General features: G+C 47.9%; 19 protein-coding genes. 18 read left to right on the forward strand and 1 reads right to left on the reverse strand.

Going from position 1 to position 23,274, the window contains the following annotated elements; all coding sequences use genetic code 11:
• Positions 1-2 precede the first annotated feature (2 nt).
• The 14 genes from amrB to glnA all read left to right on the forward strand — a co-directional run bounded on the left by amrB (position 3) and on the right by glnA (position 16,003).
• On the forward strand, positions 3-845 hold the full coding sequence (gene amrB / locus QBE54_RS04430) for an AmmeMemoRadiSam system protein B (RefSeq protein ID WP_369019142.1): 843 nt from the start codon (positions 3-5) through the stop codon (positions 843-845).
• Between the two features lie 81 nt (positions 846-926).
• Complete coding sequence (gene lysA / locus QBE54_RS04435; RefSeq protein ID WP_369019143.1) at positions 927-2,237, forward strand: diaminopimelate decarboxylase; 1,311 nt, start codon at positions 927-929, stop codon at positions 2,235-2,237.
• Positions 2,238-2,259: 22 nt separating this feature from the next.
• A complete protein-coding gene (gene dapB, locus QBE54_RS04440) occupies positions 2,260-3,072 on the forward strand; it encodes a 4-hydroxy-tetrahydrodipicolinate reductase (RefSeq protein WP_369019144.1) in 813 nt (270 codons plus the stop codon).
• Position 3,073: 1 nt separating this feature from the next.
• Positions 3,074-3,919: a diaminopimelate epimerase gene (dapF, locus tag QBE54_RS04445; protein ID WP_369019145.1), complete on the forward strand. Its 846-nt coding sequence runs from the start codon at positions 3,074-3,076 to the stop codon at positions 3,917-3,919.
• A complete protein-coding gene (locus QBE54_RS04450; RefSeq protein WP_369019146.1) occupies positions 3,910-5,073 on the forward strand; it encodes an LL-diaminopimelate aminotransferase in 1,164 nt (387 codons plus the stop codon). The genes dapF and QBE54_RS04450 overlap by 10 nt, the downstream gene beginning before the upstream one ends.
• Positions 5,070-6,293, forward strand: a complete 1,224-nt coding sequence (dapG, locus tag QBE54_RS04455) for an aspartate kinase (RefSeq protein WP_369019147.1) — start codon at positions 5,070-5,072, stop codon at positions 6,291-6,293. Before QBE54_RS04450 ends, dapG begins: the two co-directional genes overlap by 4 nt.
• A gap of 12 nt (positions 6,294-6,305) precedes the next feature.
• Positions 6,306-7,190, forward strand: coding sequence for a 4-hydroxy-tetrahydrodipicolinate synthase (gene dapA, locus QBE54_RS04460; RefSeq protein WP_369019148.1), 885 nt, complete (start codon positions 6,306-6,308; stop codon positions 7,188-7,190).
• Between the two features lie 329 nt (positions 7,191-7,519).
• Positions 7,520-8,554 (forward strand): N-acetyl-gamma-glutamyl-phosphate reductase, encoded by a 1,035-nt coding sequence (gene argC, locus QBE54_RS04465; protein WP_369019149.1) that lies wholly within the window; start codon positions 7,520-7,522, stop codon positions 8,552-8,554.
• A 6-nt stretch (positions 8,555-8,560) separates the two neighbouring features.
• A complete protein-coding gene (gene argJ, locus QBE54_RS04470; protein ID WP_369019150.1) occupies positions 8,561-9,781 on the forward strand; it encodes a bifunctional glutamate N-acetyltransferase/amino-acid acetyltransferase ArgJ in 1,221 nt (406 codons plus the stop codon).
• 18 nt (positions 9,782-9,799) lie between these two features.
• A complete protein-coding gene (argB, locus tag QBE54_RS04475; RefSeq protein ID WP_369019151.1) occupies positions 9,800-10,594 on the forward strand; it encodes an acetylglutamate kinase in 795 nt (264 codons plus the stop codon).
• Positions 10,595-10,605: 11 nt separating this feature from the next.
• Complete coding sequence (locus QBE54_RS04480) at positions 10,606-11,799, forward strand: aspartate aminotransferase family protein (protein ID WP_369019152.1); 1,194 nt, start codon at positions 10,606-10,608, stop codon at positions 11,797-11,799.
• A gap of 212 nt (positions 11,800-12,011) precedes the next feature.
• Positions 12,012-13,211, forward strand: a complete 1,200-nt coding sequence (locus tag QBE54_RS04485; protein WP_369019153.1) for an argininosuccinate synthase — start codon at positions 12,012-12,014, stop codon at positions 13,209-13,211.
• 8 nt (positions 13,212-13,219) lie between these two features.
• Positions 13,220-14,677, forward strand: coding sequence for an argininosuccinate lyase (gene argH / locus QBE54_RS04490; protein WP_369019154.1), 1,458 nt, complete (start codon positions 13,220-13,222; stop codon positions 14,675-14,677).
• A 6-nt stretch (positions 14,678-14,683) separates the two neighbouring features.
• Positions 14,684-16,003 carry a type I glutamate--ammonia ligase gene (glnA, locus tag QBE54_RS04495; RefSeq protein WP_369019155.1) on the forward strand — a complete coding sequence of 440 codons (1,320 nt, stop codon included), beginning with the start codon at positions 14,684-14,686 and terminating at the stop codon, positions 16,001-16,003.
• Positions 16,004-16,027: 24 nt separating this feature from the next.
• Here glnA and mnmG read toward each other — a convergent pair whose 3' ends face one another.
• Positions 16,028-17,926, reverse strand: a complete 1,899-nt coding sequence (mnmG, locus tag QBE54_RS04500) for a tRNA uridine-5-carboxymethylaminomethyl(34) synthesis enzyme MnmG (RefSeq protein ID WP_369019390.1) — start codon at positions 17,924-17,926, stop codon at positions 16,028-16,030.
• A 222-nt stretch (positions 17,927-18,148) separates the two neighbouring features.
• Between mnmG and QBE54_RS04505 the strand changes: the two genes are divergently transcribed.
• From QBE54_RS04505 to murI, 4 genes are all read left to right on the forward strand, one after another.
• Positions 18,149-19,063 carry an isoaspartyl peptidase/L-asparaginase family protein gene (locus QBE54_RS04505; RefSeq protein WP_369019156.1) on the forward strand — a complete coding sequence of 305 codons (915 nt, stop codon included), beginning with the start codon at positions 18,149-18,151 and terminating at the stop codon, positions 19,061-19,063.
• A 104-nt stretch (positions 19,064-19,167) separates the two neighbouring features.
• A complete protein-coding gene (gene argS, locus QBE54_RS04510) occupies positions 19,168-20,829 on the forward strand; it encodes an arginine--tRNA ligase (protein WP_369019157.1) in 1,662 nt (553 codons plus the stop codon).
• 16 nt (positions 20,830-20,845) lie between these two features.
• Positions 20,846-22,453, forward strand: coding sequence for a CTP synthase (locus QBE54_RS04515; RefSeq protein WP_369019158.1), 1,608 nt, complete (start codon positions 20,846-20,848; stop codon positions 22,451-22,453).
• Between the two features lie 5 nt (positions 22,454-22,458).
• On the forward strand, positions 22,459-23,274 hold the full coding sequence (gene murI, locus QBE54_RS04520; RefSeq protein ID WP_369019159.1) for a glutamate racemase: 816 nt from the start codon (positions 22,459-22,461) through the stop codon (positions 23,272-23,274).

Genomic DNA, 23,274 nt, shown 5'->3' on the forward strand with positions numbered 1-23,274 from the left:
CAATGGTTAGAAAACCCGCGGTGGCCGGTTATTTTTATCCTGGTAGCGCCCAGGAAGTCAAATCTCTCATTGAGAGGCTTCAACAATCACCCCTGGGGCCAGGTAGCAATCTTGAAGAGGTGCCCTTTTTCGAGCAGGTGAACGGTGTGGTTAGCCCTCATGCTGGTTACCTGTACTCTGGAGCGGTGGCCTGCTGGTCCTTTGCTGCTCTTTCTCGTATTGACCGGGAGACTACCTTCTGCATCATTGGTCCCAATCATCGGGGATATGGCGCTTCGGTTGCTCTTAGCGAGGAAGAGGAATGGCTGACCCCATTGGGAAAAGTGGTGCTGGACCTTGAAGCGGCCAGTTTTCTGGTAGAGAAGTTTCCGGTCTTTGCTTTTGACGAGCAGGCTCATTTTGCAGAGCATTCCATTGAAGTCCAAATACCCTTTTTGCAGTATTTTGTATCCTGTCCTTTCAAGATACTTCCCATAGCGCTCCTTGACCAGCGAAAGGGAGTAGCCCGGCAGGTGGCCGAAGCTCTGTATGCGCTTTCTGCAGAGAAAAATTTGGTCATCGTGGCCAGCAGCGATTTCAGTCACTACGAACCAGCAGAGGTTGCCGAGAGAAAAGACCATCAGGCGATATCGCACATACTGAACCTGGACGTGGACGGCTTTTACGCTTTCTTGCACCAGGCTTCAGTCAGTGTATGCGGTCCAGGGGCGATTGCCATTTTAATGCTCTACCAGAAGCTTAAAAATGCTCCCCAACCCCGTTTTCTCAAGTACGCCCACAGTGGAGAGGTGAGCGGAGACTTTTCTCAGGTGGTGGGGTATGCTTCCTTGGTCTTCCCCGGTTGATGCATTCTGGTTTCTCATCGTCGTTGACAATTGGCGCGTCTTATGTTAAGAAAGGCAAAAACCTTAGAGAGGGTTGGGACAATGCTGGGTAAAAAGGAGATAAACGAACACGGCCATCTGGTAATTGGGGGATGTGATGTTGTCCAGCTGGCCCAGGAATTTGGGACTCCCCTTTACCTCTTTGACGAAACCTTGCTCCGAGAGAACATGCGCTTTTACCGGCAGTCCTTTGAGCGTCTTTATCCTGACTATGCTGTTGCTTATGCCAGCAAGGCTTTCATCTGTTCTGCCATGTGCCGCATGGTGGCTGAGGAAGGGCTCTTCCTGGATGTCGTCTCTGGGGGAGAGTATTATATTGCCCGTTCAAGCGGTTTTCCTGCAGACAGGATTATTTTTCACGGCAACAACAAGACCGCTCAGGAACGGGAGCTGGTCCTGCGGGAAGGAATAGGGCGCTGGGTGGTGGACAGCGAAGCAGAACTTGAAGTTCTGATTGAAGAAGCGAAGAACTACCGTAATGGAAAACTGCCCCTCCTTTTCAGACTAACCCCGGGCATTGACCCCCATACCCACCAGTACATCACCACTGGGAAAATCGATAGCAAGTTTGGGTTGCCCATTGTGGGAGGAGTCGCCAGAGAAGTAATGAAAAAGGCCCTTGCTTTCCCTCAGTTTGAACTCAGAGGTGTTCACTGTCATATTGGTTCGCAGATTGACAGCCTGGAACCCTTTTTGAAAGCCTGTGAGGTTATGCTTGAATTTATGTTCCAGTTCTGGAAGGAGACAGATTTTCTTCTGGAAGAACTGGACCTGGGAGGAGGGCTTGGTGTCCCGTATCTTGATGAGCAGAAAGACCAGTTTCCCTCCATTAGCGAGTACGTTGAGGCTATAACTGGGAAAGTACGTGCGTGGTGTGAAGAGCACTCTTTTCCGCTTCCCCGGCTCATTGTTGAGCCAGGACGCTCCATTGTGAACACAGCAGGCAACACGGTTTACAGGGTGGGAACCGTCAAAGAGATTCCAGGCATTAAAAAGTACGTCGCCGTTGATGGGGGAATGACCGACAACCCCCGCCCTGTGCTTTATGGTGCTCGCTATCAGGCTCTGGTAGCCAACCGGATGCATGACCGGAGCCGGGAAAGGGTGTCAGTGGTGGGAAAGTGCTGTGAGTCTGGAGACGTGATTATTCCTGAAATTGAGCTTCCCCGGGTGTTGCCGGGGGACATCCTGGTGGTGGAGGGAACCGGTGCCTACAACCACACTATGGCTTCCAATTACAACATGATTCCCCGTCCTGGCGTGGTGTTCGTGAAAGATGGTAAAGCTAAGCTTGTAGTGAGGCCGGAAAGTTTGAGTGACCTGATAAGACGGGACGTTCTCCCTGGAGATTAAAGAAAGCAGGGGTGAAAGACGTATGTCATCAATAAGAGTTTTGGTGACCGGTGCAGCGGGCAAGATGGGGAAAGAGATAGTTAAAGCGGTAACCAGGGATGAGCAGCTTTCCCTGGTTGGTGCTTGTGACGTTGCCGAAGTAGGCAGGGATGCTGGAGAGGTTGCTGGAGTGGGAAAGATAGGTGTGGTGATAGAAAGTAAGCTCAAAAAGGCCCTGACAGATACTTCTCCAGAGGTGATAATCGATTTTACCCACGCCCAGGCTTTTCGCGAAAATTTAGAGGTTTATCTAGAAAGCTTGCAGAAAGGAATCTCACTGGTTGTGGGAACGACTGGCCTCAAGGAAGAGGAAGTCGAACGCTTACGCCAGGCCAGTGAAGCAGGACATGCAGGTTGTGTGGTGGCTCCCAACTTTGCCATTGGCGCGGTTTTAATGATGTATTTTGCTCGCATTGCCTCGAAGTTCATGCGTGGGGTAGAAATCATTGAAATGCATCACCCCCAGAAGAAAGATGCTCCTTCGGGAACAGCCGTAAAGACGGCGCTTTCAATCCCAAAAGTTGAGGGTGAAGCGCTTTCCCAAAGTGAGGAACTCTATCCCGGGGCAAGGGGTGCTCTGGTAAACGGAATTCGGGTGCACAGTATTCGCCTGCCCGGGCTGGTCGCACATCAGGAAGTTATTTTTGGCGATGAAGGGCAAACTCTGACCATAAGACATGATTCGCTGTCCAGAGCTTCCTTCATGCCGGGAGTAATCATGGCTGTAAAAGAAGCGGTGAGTAAAAAGCATTTTATTTTCGGTCTGGAGCCAATACTGGGCCTTGAGGGTGAATGAAATGCGCTTTGTCAAAATGCACGGTCTGGGCAATGACTTTGTGATTTTTGAGTGGAAAGAATTGCAAGGTGTGAAGGATATAGCTTCTTTTTCGAAAAGAGTGTGCGACCGCCATTTCGGAGTTGGTGCCGATGGTGTGATTTTGGTAGCTCCCTCTGACCGGGCTCCCTTTGCAATGCGCATTTTCAATGCGGATGGCAGTGAGGCTGAAATGTGTGGAAACGGCATCCGCTGTTTTGCTGTATATCTTTGGAAGCGGGGCAGGGTGGCGGATAGAGAATTTCCTGTGGATACGAAGGCGGGCATTATTGTTCCCCGGGTTACCGAACGCAATGGAAAGCTTGCGGTGAAGGTGAACATGGGCAAGCCCAGACTCAGGGCTTCGTTCATTCCCATAGATGTTGATGCTGAGCAAGTAGTGGATTATCCACTCCAGGTAGATGGGAAAACCTTCGCATTGACTGCAGTTTCTATGGGCAACCCTCACGCGGTTATTTTTGACCTGCCTGGGGATTGGGAAAAAGTAGGCGAGAGCATCGAGAAACACCCCCTTTTTCCTCACAAGACCAACGTGGAATTTGTAAAGGTTCAAAACAGGAAAGAAGCACTGGTTAAGGTATGGGAAAGAGGGGTAGGCCCCACCCTTGCTTGCGGAACTGGAGCCTGTGCAGTTCTGGTGGCCGGTGTTTTAAAAGGAGTGCTTGACAGGGAAGCACAAATTCATCTTCCTGGAGGCACTCTGCTTGTATCCTGGCCCGATAATCAGAGCGATGTCTTTATGGAAGGACCTGCGGAAGAAGTTTTTGAAGGAAAGCTAAGCGAGGAGGTTCTCAAAGTATGGAAGTAGCCACCCGTATCAAGAAGCTCCCACCTTATCTCTTTGCGCAAATTGAGCAGAAAATAGCCGAGGAAAAGCAGAAAGGGCGTGAAATACTGGATCTGGGCATTGGTGACCCTGACTTACCAACGCCATCTTTCATCATCGAGAAGCTTTGTGAGGAGGCGCAAAAGCCCCAGAACCACCGTTACCCTTCCTATCGGGGTCTTTACAGGTTCAGGGAAGCGGTGGCTGAGTGGTATCTGCGCCGTTTTGGGGTAAAACTGGACCCGGAGCGGGAAGTGGTTTCCTTAATCGGTTCCAAAGAAGGTATAGCCCATTTTGCCTGGTGTGTGGTGGACCCCGGCGATATAGTTCTGGCCAGTGACCCTGGTTATCCGGTTTACAAGATAGGTACTATGCTGGCCGGGGGAATTCCACTGGAATTGCCCTTGCTTCCGGAAAACGACTTTCTGCCCGATTTCAGCCGTTTCCCGCAGGAAGTTCTGGAGAAAACCCGGCTGATTTTCATTAATTATCCTAATAACCCGACTTCTCAAGTTGCTTCTCTCGATTTTTTCAAGGAAGTGGTGGAGCTTGCTCGGCGTTATAACTTCATAATTGCTCACGACCTCGCTTACTCGGAAATCAGCTTTGATGGGTACCGAGCTCCTTCCATACTGGAAGTTGAGGGAGCCAGGGAGGTGGCCATTGAGTTTCATTCACTCTCCAAAACCTTCAACATGACCGGTTGGCGGATAGGATTTGCGGTAGGCAACGCAAAGCTTGTAGAAGCACTGGGTAGGATTAAGACCAATGTGGATTCGGGCATTTTCAACGCTATCCAGTGGGCTGGAGTAGAAGCCCTTGCCCGCACGGAGGAGGTGTTGAAGTGGCTGCTGCCCGTTTATCAGAAAAGGAGAGACCTGGTGGTGAGCGCTCTTTCCAGAGTGGGTATAGAAGTAAAGCCACCCAGGGCTACTTTTTATGTGTGGATTCCTGTTCCTTCAGGCTTTGACTCTCTGGGTTTTGCAAACTTTTTACTCGATAAAGCTGGTGTGGTGGTTACCCCGGGTACCGGCTTTGGAAGGTACGGTGAGGGTTTTGTCAGGGTTTCTTTAACCACTCCTGACGCGGTTCTTGAAAGGGCTATGAGCAGGATAGAGGAGGCATTGAATCAATGAGGATTGTGGTGCAAAAATTTGGAGGTACTTCGGTGCACACCCGTGAGCTTCGTGAAAGAGCGGTTCAGAAAATAAAGCAAGCACTTGATGAAGGTTTTTCTCCCGTGGTTGTGGTTTCGGCCATGGGTAGAAAAGGCTCTCCCTATGCTACGGACACGCTCATTAGTCTTGCCAGAGAGGAATTTTCACAGGTAGAACCAAGGGAGCTGGACCTTTTGATGTCCTGCGGAGAAATCATTTCTACTGTGGTCATGGCTCAGGCTTTGAGGAGAGAAGGGTTGCGGTCGATTGCGCTTACTGGTGGACAGGCTGGGATAATTACTGATTCTAATTTTGGAGACGCCAGAATTCTTCGAGTGGAACCAGAACGCATCAGAAAACACCTTGAGGAAGGTTATGTGGTTGTGGTAGCAGGTTTCCAGGGCGTTACCGAAGAAGGCGATATAACTACTCTGGGGCGGGGCGGAAGCGACACCACTGCCGTGGTTCTGGGCGCAGCACTTGAGGCAGAGTTTGTGGATATTTTCACCGATGTAGAAGGAGTAATGACTGCTGACCCTCGCATCGTTCCCGAAGCCCAGATAATCAGGGGTCTCACCTACACCGAGGCCGCAGAAATCGTGCAGCAGGGCGCTAAGGTAATCCACCACAAGGCCATGAGCGTAGCCCGGGAATATCGGGTGCCGCTCAGGGTACGTAGCCTTACCAACGATGGTGAAGGAACCATCATTTGCGATATAAAATACCTCGTGGAGCGAGGTATACGGGGTACGGGTTTGCGCCCCCTTTACAGCGTTGCCTATCGTGCCGGATTGGCCCAGGTGGTGATACCGCTGGGTGAGAAGCCTGAAAACAAACTTCGTGCTTTCAGTTCTCTGGCTCAAAAAGGTATCAGCATAGACCTTATTAATCTTTTTCCTGACAACACCGCTTTCGTGGTTGAGGAACAACGTGCTTCTCTGGTAAAAGAGATTCTGGAGAAAGCAGGATTTACGGTGACTATTAACGCACCCTGTGCCAAGGTGTCGCTGGTAGGCTTTGAAATGGCTGACCGTCCTGGAGTGATGGCACAGCTTGTTGAAGCCATGCAGGAGTCAGGAATTGAAATCCTGCAGACCGGTGATTCTCACGTGACCATTTCCTGTTTGGTGTGGGAAAAAGACATGGAGCGGGCTATTCAAGCCCTGCACCGCAAGTTTCAGCTCGATGAGCTGTGCTGAGGGGGTTTTACAATGAGAGAATGGGGTAGTCTCCTGACTGCAGTGATAACTCCGTTTAAGGAAGACCTGGAAATTGATTACCAGGCTTTTCGCCAGCTACTGGACTTTCTAATGCGTAACGGCTCAGACGGTGTGGTGGTTTCAGGTACTACCGGAGAATCACCTACGCTTACTCATGAAGAGAAACTGCGCCTTTTTGAGGTAGCCCTTGAAGAAGTGGGTGATCGTGGAGCGGTAATAGCTGGGACCTGCAGCTACAACACCCGGGAATCGGTAAAACTCAGCAAAGAAGCCGAGAAACTTGGAGTGCATGGCATTCTGGCTGTAGCACCCTACTATAACAAACCCCCGCAGGAAGGCCTTTACCAGCATTTTAAAGCTATAGCAGAAGCGGTGAGTATACCTATTATGCTTTACAACATCCCTTCAAGGACGGGAATCAACATTAATCCTGAAACTGTAGCCCGACTTGCTGAGATACCTAACATTGTGGCTATCAAAGAGGCCTCGGGAAGCGTAGACCAGCTTTCTCTGGTGAGGCGAATGACTCCTCAGGAATTTGCCATCTACAGTGGTGATGATAACATGACTCTCACTATCCTTGCTCATGGTGGGAAGGGAGTAGTCAGTGTTGCCGCTCACCTGGCTGGAAAAAGGATAAAAGAAATGATTGAAGCTTTTCGGAATGGGGATGTTGATAGAGCGACGAAAATTCACCTTGAGCTGTACCCACTTTTCAAGGGTATTTTTATAACCACCAATCCCATTCCCGTAAAATTTGCGCTCAGCCTTATCGGAAAAAGTGGCGAGTGGGTACGTCCGCCTCTCTGCACCATGAATTCTGAACAAAAAGAAAAGCTTAAAAACATTCTCAAAGAAGTCGGTTGTCTTTCTTGATTTTTATCAGAGTTGATGTTTTAATGTAATATACGCTGAAGTGAATAGTGAGGAAAGGCAAAGAAGGGGAATGCATCTTCTGAGGGGCACAGCGAGGGAACGTGGCGGTGGACAGGTTCCTCCCTGAGGGAGAAGGCTTTAGAGCCCCAGAGCTGGTTCCGAAGAAAGGGATATCCAGTCCCAAGTAGGTTTACCCGGGGTTTTTCCCGTTAGCCGATATGAGTGAAGCAGGGTGGCACCGTGCACTGCATAAAGCAGTGTACTCCTGCCGCTAAATAGGCCTCGTCCTGAGCGACGAGGCTTTTTGTTTGAATAGGGGGAATAACAGGATGGAGAGAATAAAAGTGGGAATAGCTGGTGGAAGTGGCTATACCGGGCTTGAGCTTTTGCGCATTTTGCACTCTCATCCTCTGGTAGAAGTGATCTGGATTTCCAGTGAGAGCTTTGCTGAAAAGAGTTTAGAGGAATACTGTCCCGCCTGGGTAAAGAGAGCTTCGCTTGAGTTTTTGAGTCTTAGCAAGCAGGGGGTACCTTCTCCAGTCGATGTAGTTTTTCTGGCTCTACCGCATGGAGAATCCATGAGCTATCTAAAGCTCTTTGGTCCTGAGGTAAAGGTAATCGACTTGAGTGCTGATTTTCGATTTAAAAACAGGGAAATCTATGAAAAGGTCTATGGCATTACTCACCTTGAACCCCTGGCACTTGGGGAGGCGGTGTATGGTATACCTGAGATTTACAGAAAGGAAATAGCACAAGCCCGATTGGTAGCTAATCCCGGTTGTTATCCGACTTCAGTAATCATTCCGGTTTACCCTTTGCTAAAAGAAGGGCTTGTGGAGGAGGATATCATTGTAGACAGCAAGTCTGGGGTGAGCGGTGCCGGAAAAAAACCCCAGGAAAGCACTCACTTTTGTGAAGTTTATGGAAGTTTCAAGGCCTATGGTGTTGGCAAACACAGGCATCAGCCGGAAATGGAAGAGAACTTGAGTGAGCTTTCTGGAAGGAGAATCAGGGTTACCTTTGTCCCTCATCTTCTTCCGGTGAAACGGGGCATTTTGAGCACTATTTATTTAAAATTACGCAAAGAGGTTTCTGAACAGGCTATCTTTGAGCTTTTTAAAGCCTATTACCAGGACCGTTTCTGGGTAAGAGTATTCCCTCCAGGTAGTTTTCCAGAGCTAAAGTGGGTGGTTGGTTCTAACTTTATTGACATTGGCTTTTTGAAGGTAGATAAGCAGCTGATACTGATTTCAGCCATTGACAACCTTACTAAGGGAGCTTCTGGGCAGGCAGTTCAGAATATGAACCTCATGTTTGGTATCGATGAAAGAATTGGTCTTCCTGAAAACATCCTGTATCCCTGAGGAGGTATGCTGAAAGTGGAGTGGAGAGCTGTAGAGAATGGCTTGGATGCAGTGCAGGGAATATACGCCCAGGGAGTGGCATGTGGTATTAAAAAAGATAAGAAAGACCTGGCAGTCCTTTACTCTGACCCTCCTGCCAAGGCCTGGGGAGTTTTTACGCAGAACCTCTTTCAAGCTGCACCGGTGATAGTGACCAGGGAGCACCTCAGCAGGGCGTCCACCATCCAGGTGTTGGTGGCGAACAGTGGCATAGCCAATGCCTGTACTGGGGAGCGCGGGATCCAGGATGCCCGGGAAGTTGCCAGGGAAGCAGCTCGCATTTTTGGTGTTCCTGATCTTTGCTGGGTGAGCGTTGCTTCCACTGGTGTGATTGGAGAATTTCTCCCTGTGGAAAAGATAAAGCAAGGCCTTAGAGAAGCTCGTTCTTTGTTGCCCAATCAATCTTCGGGACACAACGCAGCACTGGCAATTATGACTACTGACACGATGCCCAAGGAAAGGGCAGTAGAGATTGAAACCCCTCAGGGTGTGGTCCACATCGCTGGTATTGCCAAAGGAGCAGGCATGATAAAACCCAACATGGCTACCATGCTGGCTTTTATCGCTACTGATGCTGATTTGGAGATATCTTTGCTGCGTTCTTTGCTCGTCGAGGCTGTGGAACAGAGCTTTAACCGGATAACCGTGGATGGAGACACCAGCACCAACGACATGGTGCTTTTCATGAGCAATGGAGCCAGTAGTACTCCCCTGATTGCTGAAGGAAACTCTGTGGTGTCGGTTTTCAAGGAGGCTCTGTTCTGGTTGACCAGAGAGCTTGCCAAGGATATCGTCAGGGATGCTGAGGGAGCAACCAAATTCGTGACTGTGGAGGTGCAAGGTGCCCGAAGCAAAAAAGATGCTCGCCTCTGCGCTTATGCAATTGCCGAATCACCGCTGGTGAAAACGGCATTTTTCGGCGAGGACCCCAACTGGGGAAGAATCCTTGCTGCTGCAGGGCGTTGTGGAGCGAAATTCTCTCCCCAGGAGGTGAAGCTGGAAATTAACGGGCAGCTTTTTGTGGAACGGGGCATTGCCATAGACGTTCCCAGAGAAGCGCTTGAAAAAAATATGAAGAATCGAGAGCTTCATGTCCTGCTGAACCTTGGTTCTGGCAATGCTTCTTTCCAGGTTTGGACCTGTGATTTTTCCTTTGACTATGTCAAAATTAACAGCCACTATTCCTGATTTTCCGGGGTGTTGCGCATGAAAGTAGTGCTTAAGATAAGTGGTAAGGGGATAGATTTTGACGATTCTCTCCTTTTGGAGCCCGTGGCAGAGCTCTTCAAAAAAGGAGTTCAAGTTGCCCTTGTTCACGGCGGGGGAGTTCAAATATCTTCTTTTATGGAAAAAATGCACCGTAAGCCGGTTTTTGTAGATGGATTGAGGGTAACCACCGAAGAAGATATGGACATTACAGAGATGGTTCTTTCTGGTTTGGTCAACAAGAAATTGGTGGGGGGTTTTTCCCGCCTGGGGGTCAATGCCTGTGGCATCAGTGGTCGGGATGGCAACCTGTTCATTGCAAAGAAAGTGCAAAGAGAGAAAGAGGGGAAACTACTGGACCTGGGGAGGGTAGGAGAAATCGTAGAAGTAAATACGCGAATCATTGAAACGCTGTGGCAGGGGGGATTCCTACCGATCATTTCGCCGGTTTCCGCAGACGAGAGTGGCAACAGCTTGAATGTGAATGCTGACTGGGCGGCCTGCCGGCTTGCTCAGGCGCTGGGTGTTGAGGAACTGTTTCTCTTCTCCGATGTACCTGGAGTTCTTCGTACGGTCGAAGACCCTTTTTCGCTTTGTGAGGAGCTTTCCATTGCCGAGGCCGAGACCCTTATCAAAGAGGGCGTGATTCAAGGTGGCATGATTCCCAAAGTCGAGATGGCCTGCCGGGTAGTTTGTGGTGGGGTTAACAGGGTATTCATCGGTTCGCTTGGGGAACTGAGAAAAGCTTGCGACTTAGAGCGGGGGAACTTGCGGGGTACCTGGATAAAAAAGTGAGGTGGCGAATGGTGCTGAACAGCGAGTACTATTTTGAGAAGGAGAAAAAATACCATCTGGGGGTCTATCGCCGTTCTCCGGTAGTCTTTGTTTCTGGAGAAGGTCCTTATCTCTTTGACCTGGAGGGTGAGAAATATCTGGACTTTCTGGCAGGCATTGCGGTAAACGTGCTGGGTTACAGTTTTCCTCCTCTGGTTAAGGCGATTCAGGAAGAAGCAGCGAAACTGCTCCATACTTCAAATCTCTTCTACACCTTGCCCCAGATTGAACTTGCTGAGCGATTAATCAAAATTTCGGGGCTTTCCAAAGCGTTCTTTGTGAATAGTGGTGCCGAGGCCAATGAAGTAGCCATGAAAGTAGCCCGCTTTTATGGTCGCAGGAAGCACAAAAAACGCTTCAAGTTTATCTCTTTTGAACGTTCCTTTCATGGTCGCACCCTGTTGACACTTGCTGCAACCGGACAGAAAAAATTTCACCAGGATTTGGAACCCCTTCCTTTGGGTATTGCTTACGCAAAGTTAAACGACTTACAAAGTGTCCTGGAAATCCTTGACGACGAAGTGTGTGCTATTATAGTAGAACCTGTTCAGGGAGAAGGCGGGGTGTATCCGAGTAGTAAGGAATTTTTACAAGGCCTGCGCGAGCTATGTGACCGGGAAGATATCCTGCTTATCTTTGATGAGGTGCAGTGTGGCATGGGAAGAACGGGGTCCTTTTTTGCTTTTCAGCATTTTGGAGTTAAGCCGGACCTGGTTACCCTTGCTAAGGGTTTAGGTGGAGGATTGCCTATTGGTTGCTGTCTTCTTGATGAGAAGGTCCTGCCTTTTTTGCATCCGGGGGACCAGGGTAGCACTTTTGGTGGAAATCCAGTGTGCGCAAGAAGTGCCTGCGTGGTTTGCGACGAAGTAAGTAAGGAATCGTTCTTGAAGAAAGTGGGTGAGAAAGGGGACTACCTGAAAAAGGAACTGGAAGGCTTGCAAAAGAAATACCCGGGTCTGATTAAGGAAGTCAGAGGAGTTGGGCTCATGTGGGGTATTGAAATCCCAGGTAGGGCTAAAGAGGCAGCGCAGAAGTTGTTTGAGAGCAAAGTACTTGTTAATGCCTGCAACGATGATGTGGTGAGACTTTTGCCTCCTCTGATTATAGAAGAAGAACATATCGACCTGGTAGTCAATGCGCTGGATAAAATTTTGGCAACCTGGTAAGGACTTGTGGGTCAGGTTTGGATAAAATTTAATTGGGCGTTGAAAACTTCTCTTGTGGAATAAAATATTGTGCATGGTATTTAAATTGTTCTATTTTAGTCTGTAAAGCTGGTTAGCCTTGAATACCGCCTGCTGGGGTGAGGCTAACCTGAGAGGCGGAATAGAAATAACCCAGCCACCTTTAAAGCTGATTTGGGTGTGCCGAGTTTGCTATGAGTAAAGAAAAAGTAGTGCTTGCCTATTCGGGAGGTTTAGACACTTCGGTTGCCATTCGCTGGTTGCAGGAGCAAATGGATGCAGAAGTCTATGCGGTTACTCTGGATCTTGGGCAGGGTAAAGACCTCGAAGAAGTACGTAAAAAAGCGCTTGCTGTAGGTGCAAAAGAAGCCTTTGTTTTTGATGTACGTGAAGAGTTTTTGCAACGCTTTGTTATCCCGGCTCTTTGGGCACAGGCGGTTTACGAGAAAAAGTACCCCCTGGCTACAGCGCTTTCCAGGCCTTTGATTGCGGAGTATCTGGTGAAGATTGCCCGGGAAAAGGGAGCCCGCTATGTGGCACATGGTTGTACAGGGAAAGGTAATGACCAGGTGCGCATTGAAGTATCAGTGGCAGCACTGGACCCCTCCCTGGAAGTAATTGCTCCGGCACGGATATGGAACTGGAGCCGGGAGGAGGAAATTGAATACGCAAATCTCAATGGAATACCGGTTCCCGTCACCACGGGAAGTCCGTACAGCATTGACCAGAACATCTGGGGAAGGAGCATTGAGTGTGGAGTGCTGGAAGACCCCTGGGTTGAGCCTCCAGAGGAGGTTTTTGAATGGACACGAAACCCGCTTGAAGCTCCCAACGAACCCCTGATTTTCGAGATAGGCTTTGAAGAAGGAGTACCCAGAACTCTAAATGGTCAGTACTATTCGTTGCTCAACCTGGTTGAAGAACTGAACAAGCTGGGAGGCGAGCACGGGTTTGGGCGTATAGACCATCTCGAAAACAGGTTGGTAGGCATTAAGTCGCGCGAAGTCTACGAATGTCCCGCAGCTTTAATTTTGCTGACGGCATATCGGGAGATAGAAAACATGGTGCTCCCCCGAGAAGTGTTGCATTTCAAGCCCCATCTTGAGGAGCAGTATGCACAAGTCGTCTATGAAGGTCTATGGCACTCCCTGTTGAGGGAAGCTCTGGATGCTTTTATGAGTAAGTTAGCCAGAAAGGCAACTGGAGAAGTGCGTTTCAAGCTTTACAAAGGAAGCCTTCAGGTGATAGGTCGGCGTTCGGAAAACTCACTTTATGATTTTGCAATGGCAACTTACGATAAAGGAGACCTCTTTGACCACAAAGCGAGTGAGGGCTTCATTAAACTCTGGGGCTTGCCTACCAAAATATACTCCATGATTGACCGGAAAGAGTGAAGCGGAACATGACTAAAGAAGGAACTTTTCTCTGGGGAGGCAGGTTTGAGCGAAAACCTGATGCTGAAACCGTTGCCTTTTCCACCTCAATCGGAGAAGACTACCGGTTGTATCCTTTCGATATATTGGGAAGCATTGCCCATTGCATGATGCTGGAGCGGGTAGGCATCATCAGTCAGCAGGAGCGGGAAGAACTCTGCGATGGTTTGCGGTCTATATATCGGGAGTTGCAAGAAGGCAAGATAGACTTTACTCCCTTCGAGGATATCCACAGCCTGGTGGAACACCGTTTGCGGGAGTTGAAAGGGCAGGTTGCCGACAAGCTGCACACTGCACGCTCTCGGAATGACCAGATAGTACTTGATGAGCGACTTTATCTTCGGGAAATGATTGCAGTAGTGATTGAAAAGATAATAACCCTGCAGGAAAGAATTCTTGAGCAGGCCAGGGCGTATCCAGACCTGGTGATGCCCGGATTTACTCACTTTCAACCAGCGCAGCCGGTTCTTTACGCCTACCATATGATGGCTTATTTTTATATGCTGGAACGGGACATAGAACGTTTCTGGGATAGTTTGAAACGGGTTAATGTTCTTCCCCTTGGGGCGGGCGCGCTGGCGGGGACTTCTCTGCCCATAGACCGTGAGTATGTGGCTTCACTTCTGGCTTTCCCAAAAGTCCAGGAAAATGGTATGGATGCGGTCTCTGACCGGGATTTCATCTTGGAGTTTCTTTTTGACCTTCTGTCGTTATTTGTGCATCTCAGCAGATTGAGCGAAGAACTGGTAGTTTGGAGCAGCCCTCTTTTTGGATTTATAGAAATGGACGAAGCCCTGACCACAGGTTCAAGTATCATGCCTCAGAAAAAAAATCCCGACCTTGCAGAACTCTTGCGGGGAAAATGCGGCGAATTTCTGGGTGCTCTGGTCAGCCTGGCTGCCACCTTGAAGGGATTGCCTCTTGCTTACAACAGGGATTTGCAGCAGGACAAAAAGCCTCTTTTCAGGAGTGCCGAAGAGGCACTGTCATCTCTTGATATTGCAGCAAAACTTGTTGCAGGAATGCGACCTTTGCCACAAAACATGGAGCAAGCCCTGAAAAAAGGCTTTCTTACTGCTACAGACCTTGCAGAATTCCTGGTTGAAAAAGGTGTTCCGTTCCGCAAAGCTCATCACCTGGTTGGAAGAATAGTGAGGAAAATGCTTGAGGAAGGGAGAGAACTGACTTCCCTCAGAGCTGAAGACCTGGGTGAATATGCTTCTCTCTTTGAGGAAACCCTTAAAGAGAGACTTGATGAGCAAAAGTCTCCGCTCTTTAAAAAGTCTCTGGGTAGTACTGCACCGGATGAGGTGAGAAGGCAAGTAGTTCAGGCAGAGATAAATCTTGAGCAGTGGAAGAAATCACTTGAAAAACTGAAAGAAGAGTGGAAGACAAGCTTTGAGAAGCTTCTGTTTTTCAAGGAGTGATGGTGAATGAGTGATAGTTTGAAGGAAACGCTCTACAAGATAAAAGAGCTAAAAATCGATTTTCTACGTTTGCAGTTTGTCGATATCCTTGGGATACCGAAAAATGTTGAGATCCCCGTTAAGAGGGCGGAAGTTGCTCTGTATGAGGGGGTAGGATTCGACGGTTCTTCGATAGAAGGTTTCGTGCGCATTGAAGAGTCAGACATGAAACTTTTCCCAGATGTCAGTACCTTCATGGTCTTGCCCTGGGAAGAGGAGAGAAAAGTTGCCAGGATGATTTGTGATGTCAAAAAGCCCAATGGAGAGCTGTTTGAAGGCTGCCCTCGCACTAACTTGAAAAGATGTCTTGAAAAGCTCAGCGAAAGAAGATGGACTCTTAAGGTGGGTACGGAAGCAGAATTTTTTATTCTCCGCTATAGCGAGGGAAAAATCGTGACCAGTGACAAAGGCAGTTATTTTGACCTTCTACCTCTGGATACCGAAGAGGGCTTGCGCCGTGATATGGTCATTGCTCTGGAAAAGTTAGGCCTGAACATTGAAGCCGCTCACCATGAAGTGGGGCATTCCCAGCACGAGATTGATTTTGAATATGGAGACGCTTTGAGTATTGCCGATAATATCATCACCCTGAAAATAGCTGTTAAGACGCTGGCTCTGCGTAGAGGTTATATAGCTACCTTCATGCCCAAACCCTTTTTTGGTGTTGCTGGCTCAGGCATGCATACCCACCTTTCGCTTTTTGAGGAAGAAAAAAACCTCTTTTATGACCCTCAATCTCCTGATGGCCTTAGCAAAATAGCCCGAGGGTTTATAGCGGGTCTCCTGCAACACGCTCGTGCTTATACGGCAATTACCAACCCCCTGGTTAATTCCTATAAACGATTAGTCCCTGGTTATGAGGCGCCGGTCTATATAGCCTGGGCTGAAAAAAACCGTAGTCCTCTGGTACGTGTTCCTCCACAACGAGGCAAGGGAACCAGGGCTGAGCTGCGAAATCCGGATCCTGCTTGCAATCCTTATCTTGCTTTTTCGGTAATACTCGCTGCTGGTATGGACGGTGTGGATAGGGAGCTGGATCCTGGGAAGCCCCTGAATAACGTTAATCTTTACCAGGTAAACGACAAAGAACGAGAGGAGTGGGGCATAGACTTCCTTCCTTCTTCCCTGGAAGAGGCATTGAAATTCCTTGAAGAAGATGAGGTTATAAAAAATGCGCTCACACCCCACATTCTCGATTATTACTTGAAAGCAAAAAGAGAAGAGTGGAAAGAGTACAAAAATACTGTGCACCCCTGGGAAATTGAGCGCTATTTGGAGCTTTATTGAACCGGCAGAGCGTCTAACCGGCCTCTACGCTCTGCCGGTAGTGGAATGGTCTCTGTCGGACCGATATTTTTCAAGTATTATGGAAAGAGCCAGAACATCAGAGGGTGTGACTCCCGGGATTCGTGAAGCCTGTCCAAGGGTTTGGGGTCTGACTTTTTCGAGCCGTTCTTTGGCTTCCTGAGAAAGACCAGTGACTGTTGAATAGTCAAAGTCTCCAGGAATAACCTTTCTCTCCAGACGCAGGAACTCGTTTATTGTTCTTTGCTGCCGCTCAATATAGCCACGATATTTGATTTCAATTTCTACTTCCTCAATAATCTGGGGGGGCAAGAAAGGTCTCTGGGGATCAAAGGGGGCCAGATCTAAATAGCTTATCTGTGGTCTGGTGAGCAGGGTTGCGAGTCGAGTAGTTTCCTTGATGGGAGCAGTCCCTTTTCGCTCCAGCAAAGCATTTAGCTCTGGAGAAGGTGAAACGGAGGTTTCCTCAAGGCGGCGAATTTCCTGCTGAATCATTTGTTTCTTTTCCTGAACTCTCTGATATCGTTCCCGACTTATGGTTCCAGCTTCGAAAGCATGATGAGCAAGGCGTAAGTCGGCATTGCTGTGGCGGATGGCAAGACGATACTCGACTTTCCCCGTTCTCAGGCGGTAAGGTTCCTCAACTCCTTTGGTAACCAGGTCATCTATCATGACACCTATATAGCTTTCATTCCTCCCCAGAATAATGGGTGGTTTACCCTGAACGTAGCGAGCGGCATTGATGCCTGCAATTATTCCCTGACCTGCTGCTTCTTCGTAACCCGAAGTACCGTTTATCTGTCCTGCCAGAAAGAGGCCCGGTACCTTTTTGCACTCCAGCGAAGCTTTGAGCTGAGTGGGCAAGACGAAATCGTACTCTATTCCGTATCCTGGTCTTATAATATGGGCTTTTTCCAGTCCCGGGATGGAATGAATGATTTGTAACTGGACTTCCTCGGGAAGTGACGTGAATATTCCTTGAGTATAGATTTCATTGGTGTCTTTCCCTTCTGGCTCAAGAAAAATGAGGTGGTTTTCCTTGTCCGGAAAACGGTAAACCTTGTCTTCAAGTGATGGGCACTCTCTCACCGGGGAAGAATCAGCGAATACATAAAGGAGGGGAGAACGGTGAAAATTGGACTTTATAATTTCACAGGTTTTACGGGTAGTGCGGGTTATAAATACCGAACAACCATGGTATACTTTGGGAGTTCCTTCAAAGGAAAAGCAGAGCGGTTCTTCATCGCTTTTTTGCTCTTCCATTTTTGAAAAATCAATGGTTCTTCTATCCAGACGGGGAGGAGTACAGGTGTTTAACCTGCCCAGTGTCAGGCCAATTTTTCTGAGCGACTCGCTCAGCCCGCAAGCAGGAAATTCGCCGTGCCTTCCTGCAGGGTAGCTAAGTTCTCCTATTCGTATAACGCCGTTTAGAAAAGTTCCGGTGGTCAAGACAACCGCAGGTGCGAAAAATGTGCTCCCGTATTTGGTTCTGACTCCTTTTATTTTGCCCTCTCCGTCGAGAAGCAGTTCTTCAACTTCACCCTGAATAAGGTCGAGATGGGGATTTTTTTCTAAAAACTCTCTCATGGTCATACTGTAACGGTCGCGCTGAACCTGGGCGCGCAGAGTTTGAACTGCCGGGCCTTTACCGGTGTTTACCTTTTTAATGTGGATTGTAGTCAGGTCCGTTACCCGGGCCATCAACCCTCCCAGAGCATCGATTTCTCTCACCACGTGACCTTTACCAGGTCCTCCTATGGCTGGATTGCAGGGCATCAGGGCAATGCCATGCACGGTCATGGTGATGAGAGCTGTTTTAAGCCCCATGGAGGCAGCTGCATGTGCAGCTTCACAACCTGCGTGTCCGCCTCCAACGACTATCACATCATAGTGCAGGTTCGTCATCACTTTCATGTTCACCTTTCTGGTCAATTATTTTTCTTGAGCTCATCTACTGAAAAGAGATATTATCATTTTGCTGGTTTATTTTCAAAGTTTATTGTATGTAGTCGAATCTTTTCAAAACTTTTAAATCGTTGTTTTTAAAATGCAGTATAATTTTCTACGTGTTTTTTTCAGGTCTTCGGTGCGCGAAGTAAAGTAATCGTTTGGGCTGGAGGGAATTGTATGTTGCAGAAGGGAGCTATCGCTGTTCACGGTGGTATTTACAAGGATGAAATTCCAGATATTGAAGAAACCCTGATTAAGGCTTGCGAGACAGGTCTTGATTTTCTCTCCTCTGGAAACGCAGTGGATGCAGTTGAAGAAGCCGTAAAAATTCTGGAGGATGACCCCCACTTGAACGCCGGTACTGGTTCTTACCCTAATTTGCTTGGTGAGGTGGAAATGTCAGCAAGTATCATGAAGGATGACCTTTCCTGCGGGGGTGTAGCGGGGATTAAAGCCATTCGCCATCCTATATCAGTGGCCAGAGGAGTAATGGAAAAAACACCTCACGTTTTGCTGGTTGGTGAGGGTGCCAATTTATTTGCTCGCCTTCTGGGTTTTGAGTCTTACAATCCAGTGTCAGAACTTACCGTGAAAACGCTCAAAAATTCTTTGAAAAAGGCGGCCAATGAGCAGAACTCAATATATGCTTATTATCTGGAACAGGCCAGAAAAAAGTTAAAGGACCTGGGCCTTGGTACGGTGGGCGCAGTGGTGCTGGATAATACAGGGCATCTGGCGGCGGGGACCTCCACTGGGGGCATTGAAATGCAACTTCCAGGAAGAGTTGGTGATTCTCCCATCCCGGGTTGTGGTACCTATGCCTGCCGGTTTGGGGCAGTGTCTATGACCGGGGAAGGCGAAGGGATTATCAAGCTGGGTCTGGCAAGGAGAATTGCGGAGTGGATGGAAACCCTTTCTCCTCAGGAAGCTGTTAATCGAGGTATGGAAATGGCCAAGGAATGGAATGTTACTTGCGGTGCTATAGCTATCAATGCTCGGGGAGAATTTGGGTGGGGTCAGAATGGAGGAAATCTTTCTTTCGCTTATCTCACTGTTGCATCCGAGCAGCCTTTGCTTTTTAAGCGGTTGTGACTGGACCTTTTTGTGATTTGTTGAAGCAGATTGAGAAAAAATATATAATGAGCCAGTAAAAAATTTGGGGATATTTGAGTTTCTTGTGGTGTGGAGTGAAAGGAATGAGCCGTCTTATAACTGATTTAATTCATCAGAAAGTTACAAAAGTAATAACTGATTGTTTCCCGAACTTGGGAGATGTGCCTTTTAACGTCGAACCGGCGAGAGATAAAAGACACGGTGATTTTGCAACCAATGCGGCTTTTCTTTTGTCGCGAAGGCTCAAACAGCCCGCTCTTAAGGTAGCAGAAAAGATAGTTCCAGGTTTGGAGAAGGAATTAACTGATATTGCCAGAGTGGAGGTAGCCGGGGGCGGTTTTATCAACTTTTTGCTTTATGACCCCATAGTGCTTTCTTTTCTCAAAGAAGCTCTTCAGGAAAAAGAGAACTATGGCAATCTCGACTTAGGAAGTGGGAAGCGAATCCAGGTAGAATTTGTAAGTGTCAATCCTACTGGTCCTCTTCATGTCGGTCACGGAAAGTGCGCGGCTTTTGGTGATGCGCTCTCCAGGTTGCTAAAGAAAGCTGGATTTGTGGTAGAGAAAGAGTATTACATAAACGATGCGGGGAGACAAATAGATTTATTGGGTTTATCGCTTGAAGCTCGGTTGCGCCAGCTCTTAGGTGAGGATGCTCAGCTTCCAGAAGAAGGATATCAAGGAGAGTATCTTATTGATATTGCCCGAAAATTTCTGGAAGAAAAAGGCAAAGAAGTCCTTTCTTATCCCGATGAGCAGCGCCTGCAGGTATTAAAAGAATATGCAGTGCGCAACGTGCTTGACGAAATCAAGCAGGACCTTTCTCGTTTCAGGGTAGAGTTTGACGTCTGGTTTAGTGAACGAGAACTTTACGAGAAAAAATATGTGGACAGAGTACTTTCTCTCCTCAAGGAGAGAGGCTATACCTATGAGAAAGACGGAGCGCTCTGGTTGCAGACCACAAGATGGGGTGACGACAAAGACAGGGTCTTAATCAGAGAAAACGGGTTGCCCACCTATTTTGCTTCTGACATAGCCTATCACTATCACAAGTTTGAGCGTAAATTTGACAAGGTCATTGATGTCTGGGGAGCAGATCACCATGGATACATACCCAGGATGCAGGCTGCTATGAGAGCTCTGGGTCTGCCCGAAGACTTTTTAGAGGTTTTTATTGTGCAGTTTGTAACCCTCCTCAGAGGTGGACAACCGGAGCGCATGTCAACTCGGCAGGGTGAATTTGTGCCTCTCCGAAAGCTCCTCGATGAAGTTGGTGTTGATGTAGCGCGTTACTACTTTCTTATGCGCGACCCGGCAACACATCTTGACTTTGATATTGAGGAAGCCAAGCAACAATCAATGGAAAATCCCGTCTATTACATTCAATACGCTCATGCCAGAATTTGTTCTCTATTCAGGGAAGCTGAGAAGAAAGGATTTTCAGTTCCAGAGGAGAAATACGAGGTTTTAACGTTTTCCAATCTGGAAGAGAGGGAAATTGGTAAGAAAATCGCTTATTTCCCGGAACTGATTAGAAGAAGTGCCGTAGCCAGACAACCCTATATGATTTGCAATTACCTGCATGAGCTGGCTGCTCTTTTCCATAGCTTTTACAATTCTTATCGGGTAGTTGACAGAGGAGACCCGGGTTTGACTCATTCCAGGCTTCTTTTGTGTCGCGCTACACAAATTGTGCTTCAGAACGGACTGGACATTCTTGGAATAAATGCTCCTCAAACAATGTAAGAGAGGGTATACGAGTATGGTCAAAGGAAAATACATATTTATAACCGGTGGTGTGGTTTCCTCCCTGGGTAAGGGCATTACTGCTGCTTCCATAGGCCGCATTTTGAAAAGCAGGGGTCTGAAAGTAACCATGCAAAAGTTTGACCCTTATATCAATGTGGACGCAGGTACCATGAATCCTTATCAGCATGGGGAGGTTTTTGTTACCTATGATGGTGGGGAGACAGACCTGGACCTGGGTCACTACGAACGCTTCATAGATGAAGAGCTCTCCCGGTCCAGCAATGTCACTACGGGAAAAATATATAGTTCGGTTATAAGCAAGGAACGAAGAGGGGATTACTTAGGTGCCACGGTACAGGTTATCCCCCATATTACCAATCAAATCAAAGAAGAAATTTTTTCCCTTCGTGAAAAAGCTGCTGCTTCAGTATCTATCGTAGAGATTGGAGGGACTGTGGGAGATATTGAAAGTCTTCCTTTTCTGGAAGCAATTCGCCAGATCAAAAACGACGTGGGTAAAGAAAACTGTCTTTATATTCACGTTACCCTGGTACCCTACGTTGAAGCAGCTAAAGAGCTCAAATCCAAACCTACCCAGCATAGTGTTAAAGAATTACGCAGTATCGGTATTCAGCCCGATATTATAGTTTGTCGTTCTTCTTATCCCATTACCGAAGAAGTTATTTCTAAAATTGCTCTCTTCTGTGATATTCAGCGAGACGCTGTTATACCGGTTCCCGATGCAGAATCAATTTATGAAGTGCCTTTAATCTTAGAAAGAAGTGGAGTAGGCGAATTAATAACCGAGAGGCTCTCTCTGCATAAGACTCATCCTGATTTCAGCGAGTGGATTCAGATTGTGGAAAAGATTAAGAATTCCCGGGAAGAAGTCAGTGTGGGGCTGGTCGGCAAGTACGTTGCTTCCAAAGACGCATACCTAAGTATATGTGAGGCCTTGAGACATGCTGGTGCTCATCTCGGCCTGAAGGTCAAAGTAATACCCATAGAAGCTGAAAACCTGGTCAACAGCGACCTCCACTGTCTTCAAAAAGTGGATGCGATACTGGTCCCTGGAGGGTTTGGTCAACGAGGGATTGAAGGCAAAGTAGAAGCAGTACGTTTTGCACGTGAAAATATGGTGCCCTTTTTTGGTATTTGCTTAGGCATGCAGGCTGCGGTTATAGAATTTGCCCGAAACGTTGCTAATCTGAAGGGTGCTAATTCCACAGAATTTGACCCTGACACTCCTTATCCAGTAATAGACCTTCTTCCTGACCAGCGAAGCAAGAGGGAAAAGGGAGGTACTATGCGGTTAGGGAATTACCTCTGCGTGCTCAATGACTCTAAAAGCAAAAACCTCTATGGTAAAGAAAAAGTCTTCGAGCGACATCGGCATCGTTATGAGCTCAATGCCGAGTTTGTGTCTACTCTGGAAAAGGCGGGTATGACCATGGCTGGCTACAACCCGGAATATGGAGTAGTGGAAATCATCGAAATATCTGATCATCCCTGGTTTGTGGGTGTTCAGTTCCACCCGGAATTTCTTTCCCGACCTAACCGACCTCACCCACTCTTTTTGGGGTTTGTAGAAGCGGCTTATCAGCACAAATTGAAGCGGTGAATGAGATGAAAACCTTTGTGAACAGTTCTCTGGGTATTATAGACTCTGGCGTTGGTGGTCTCAGTGTTGTAAAAGCAGTACGAGAGGTTTTCCCTGTCAGAAACGTTATTTACGTTGCTGACCCTGCCAATTTTCCCTATGGGGAAAAGAGCAAAGAGGAGCTTTTAATTCTGGTGTCTCCAATCATCGAGTATTTGACCAGGGTTGAGCGTGTTCAGGCTCTGGTCATTGCCTGTGGTACGCTGAGCTCTGTCTGTTTTGAAGATTTTTGCAAAAGGTATCCAATCCCCATCTTTGATATTGTTCGACCTGCGGTTAGAGAGGCTGCGTTTGCAACACGCAAAAAGCGTGTTGGCGTTCTGGCAACCAGAACCACTGTGCGTTCAAAGCGCTTTGCAAGGCTCTTTGAAAGCCTGGATAACAGTGTTACAGTCTATGAAGAGGCCTGGCCAGATTTTATCGAAGAGGTAGAAAGAGGTGCTTTCGACACACCTTTCTGGCGGAAGGAAATAAAAACGAGGCTTGAGCGGTTTACATCCTTAGACGTGGATACCTTGATTCTGGGATGTACCCACTTTGCTCTGATTGAAACTTTTTTTAAGAAACTACTTGGAGACGATTCAGAATTAATGCTGATAAACCCAGCGCGGGCCTGTGCGCTTGAACTTCAAAAGGCTCTGGACACTGAAGGTGTTATCGAGAGTAATCCTGGAAAAAGTGAGGTTCGTTGTTTGGTTAGAGGAGATGTGGGGCATTTTGAGAACTTGCTCCGAATCTTTGTTTCCGAAAATTCCTGTAAAGTAAGAGCTTTTGGTTCATAG

The sequence above is a fragment of the Thermatribacter velox genome (genome assembly GCF_038396615.1).
GTDB classification, from domain to species: Bacteria; Atribacterota; Atribacteria; order Atribacterales; family Thermatribacteraceae; genus Thermatribacter; species Thermatribacter velox.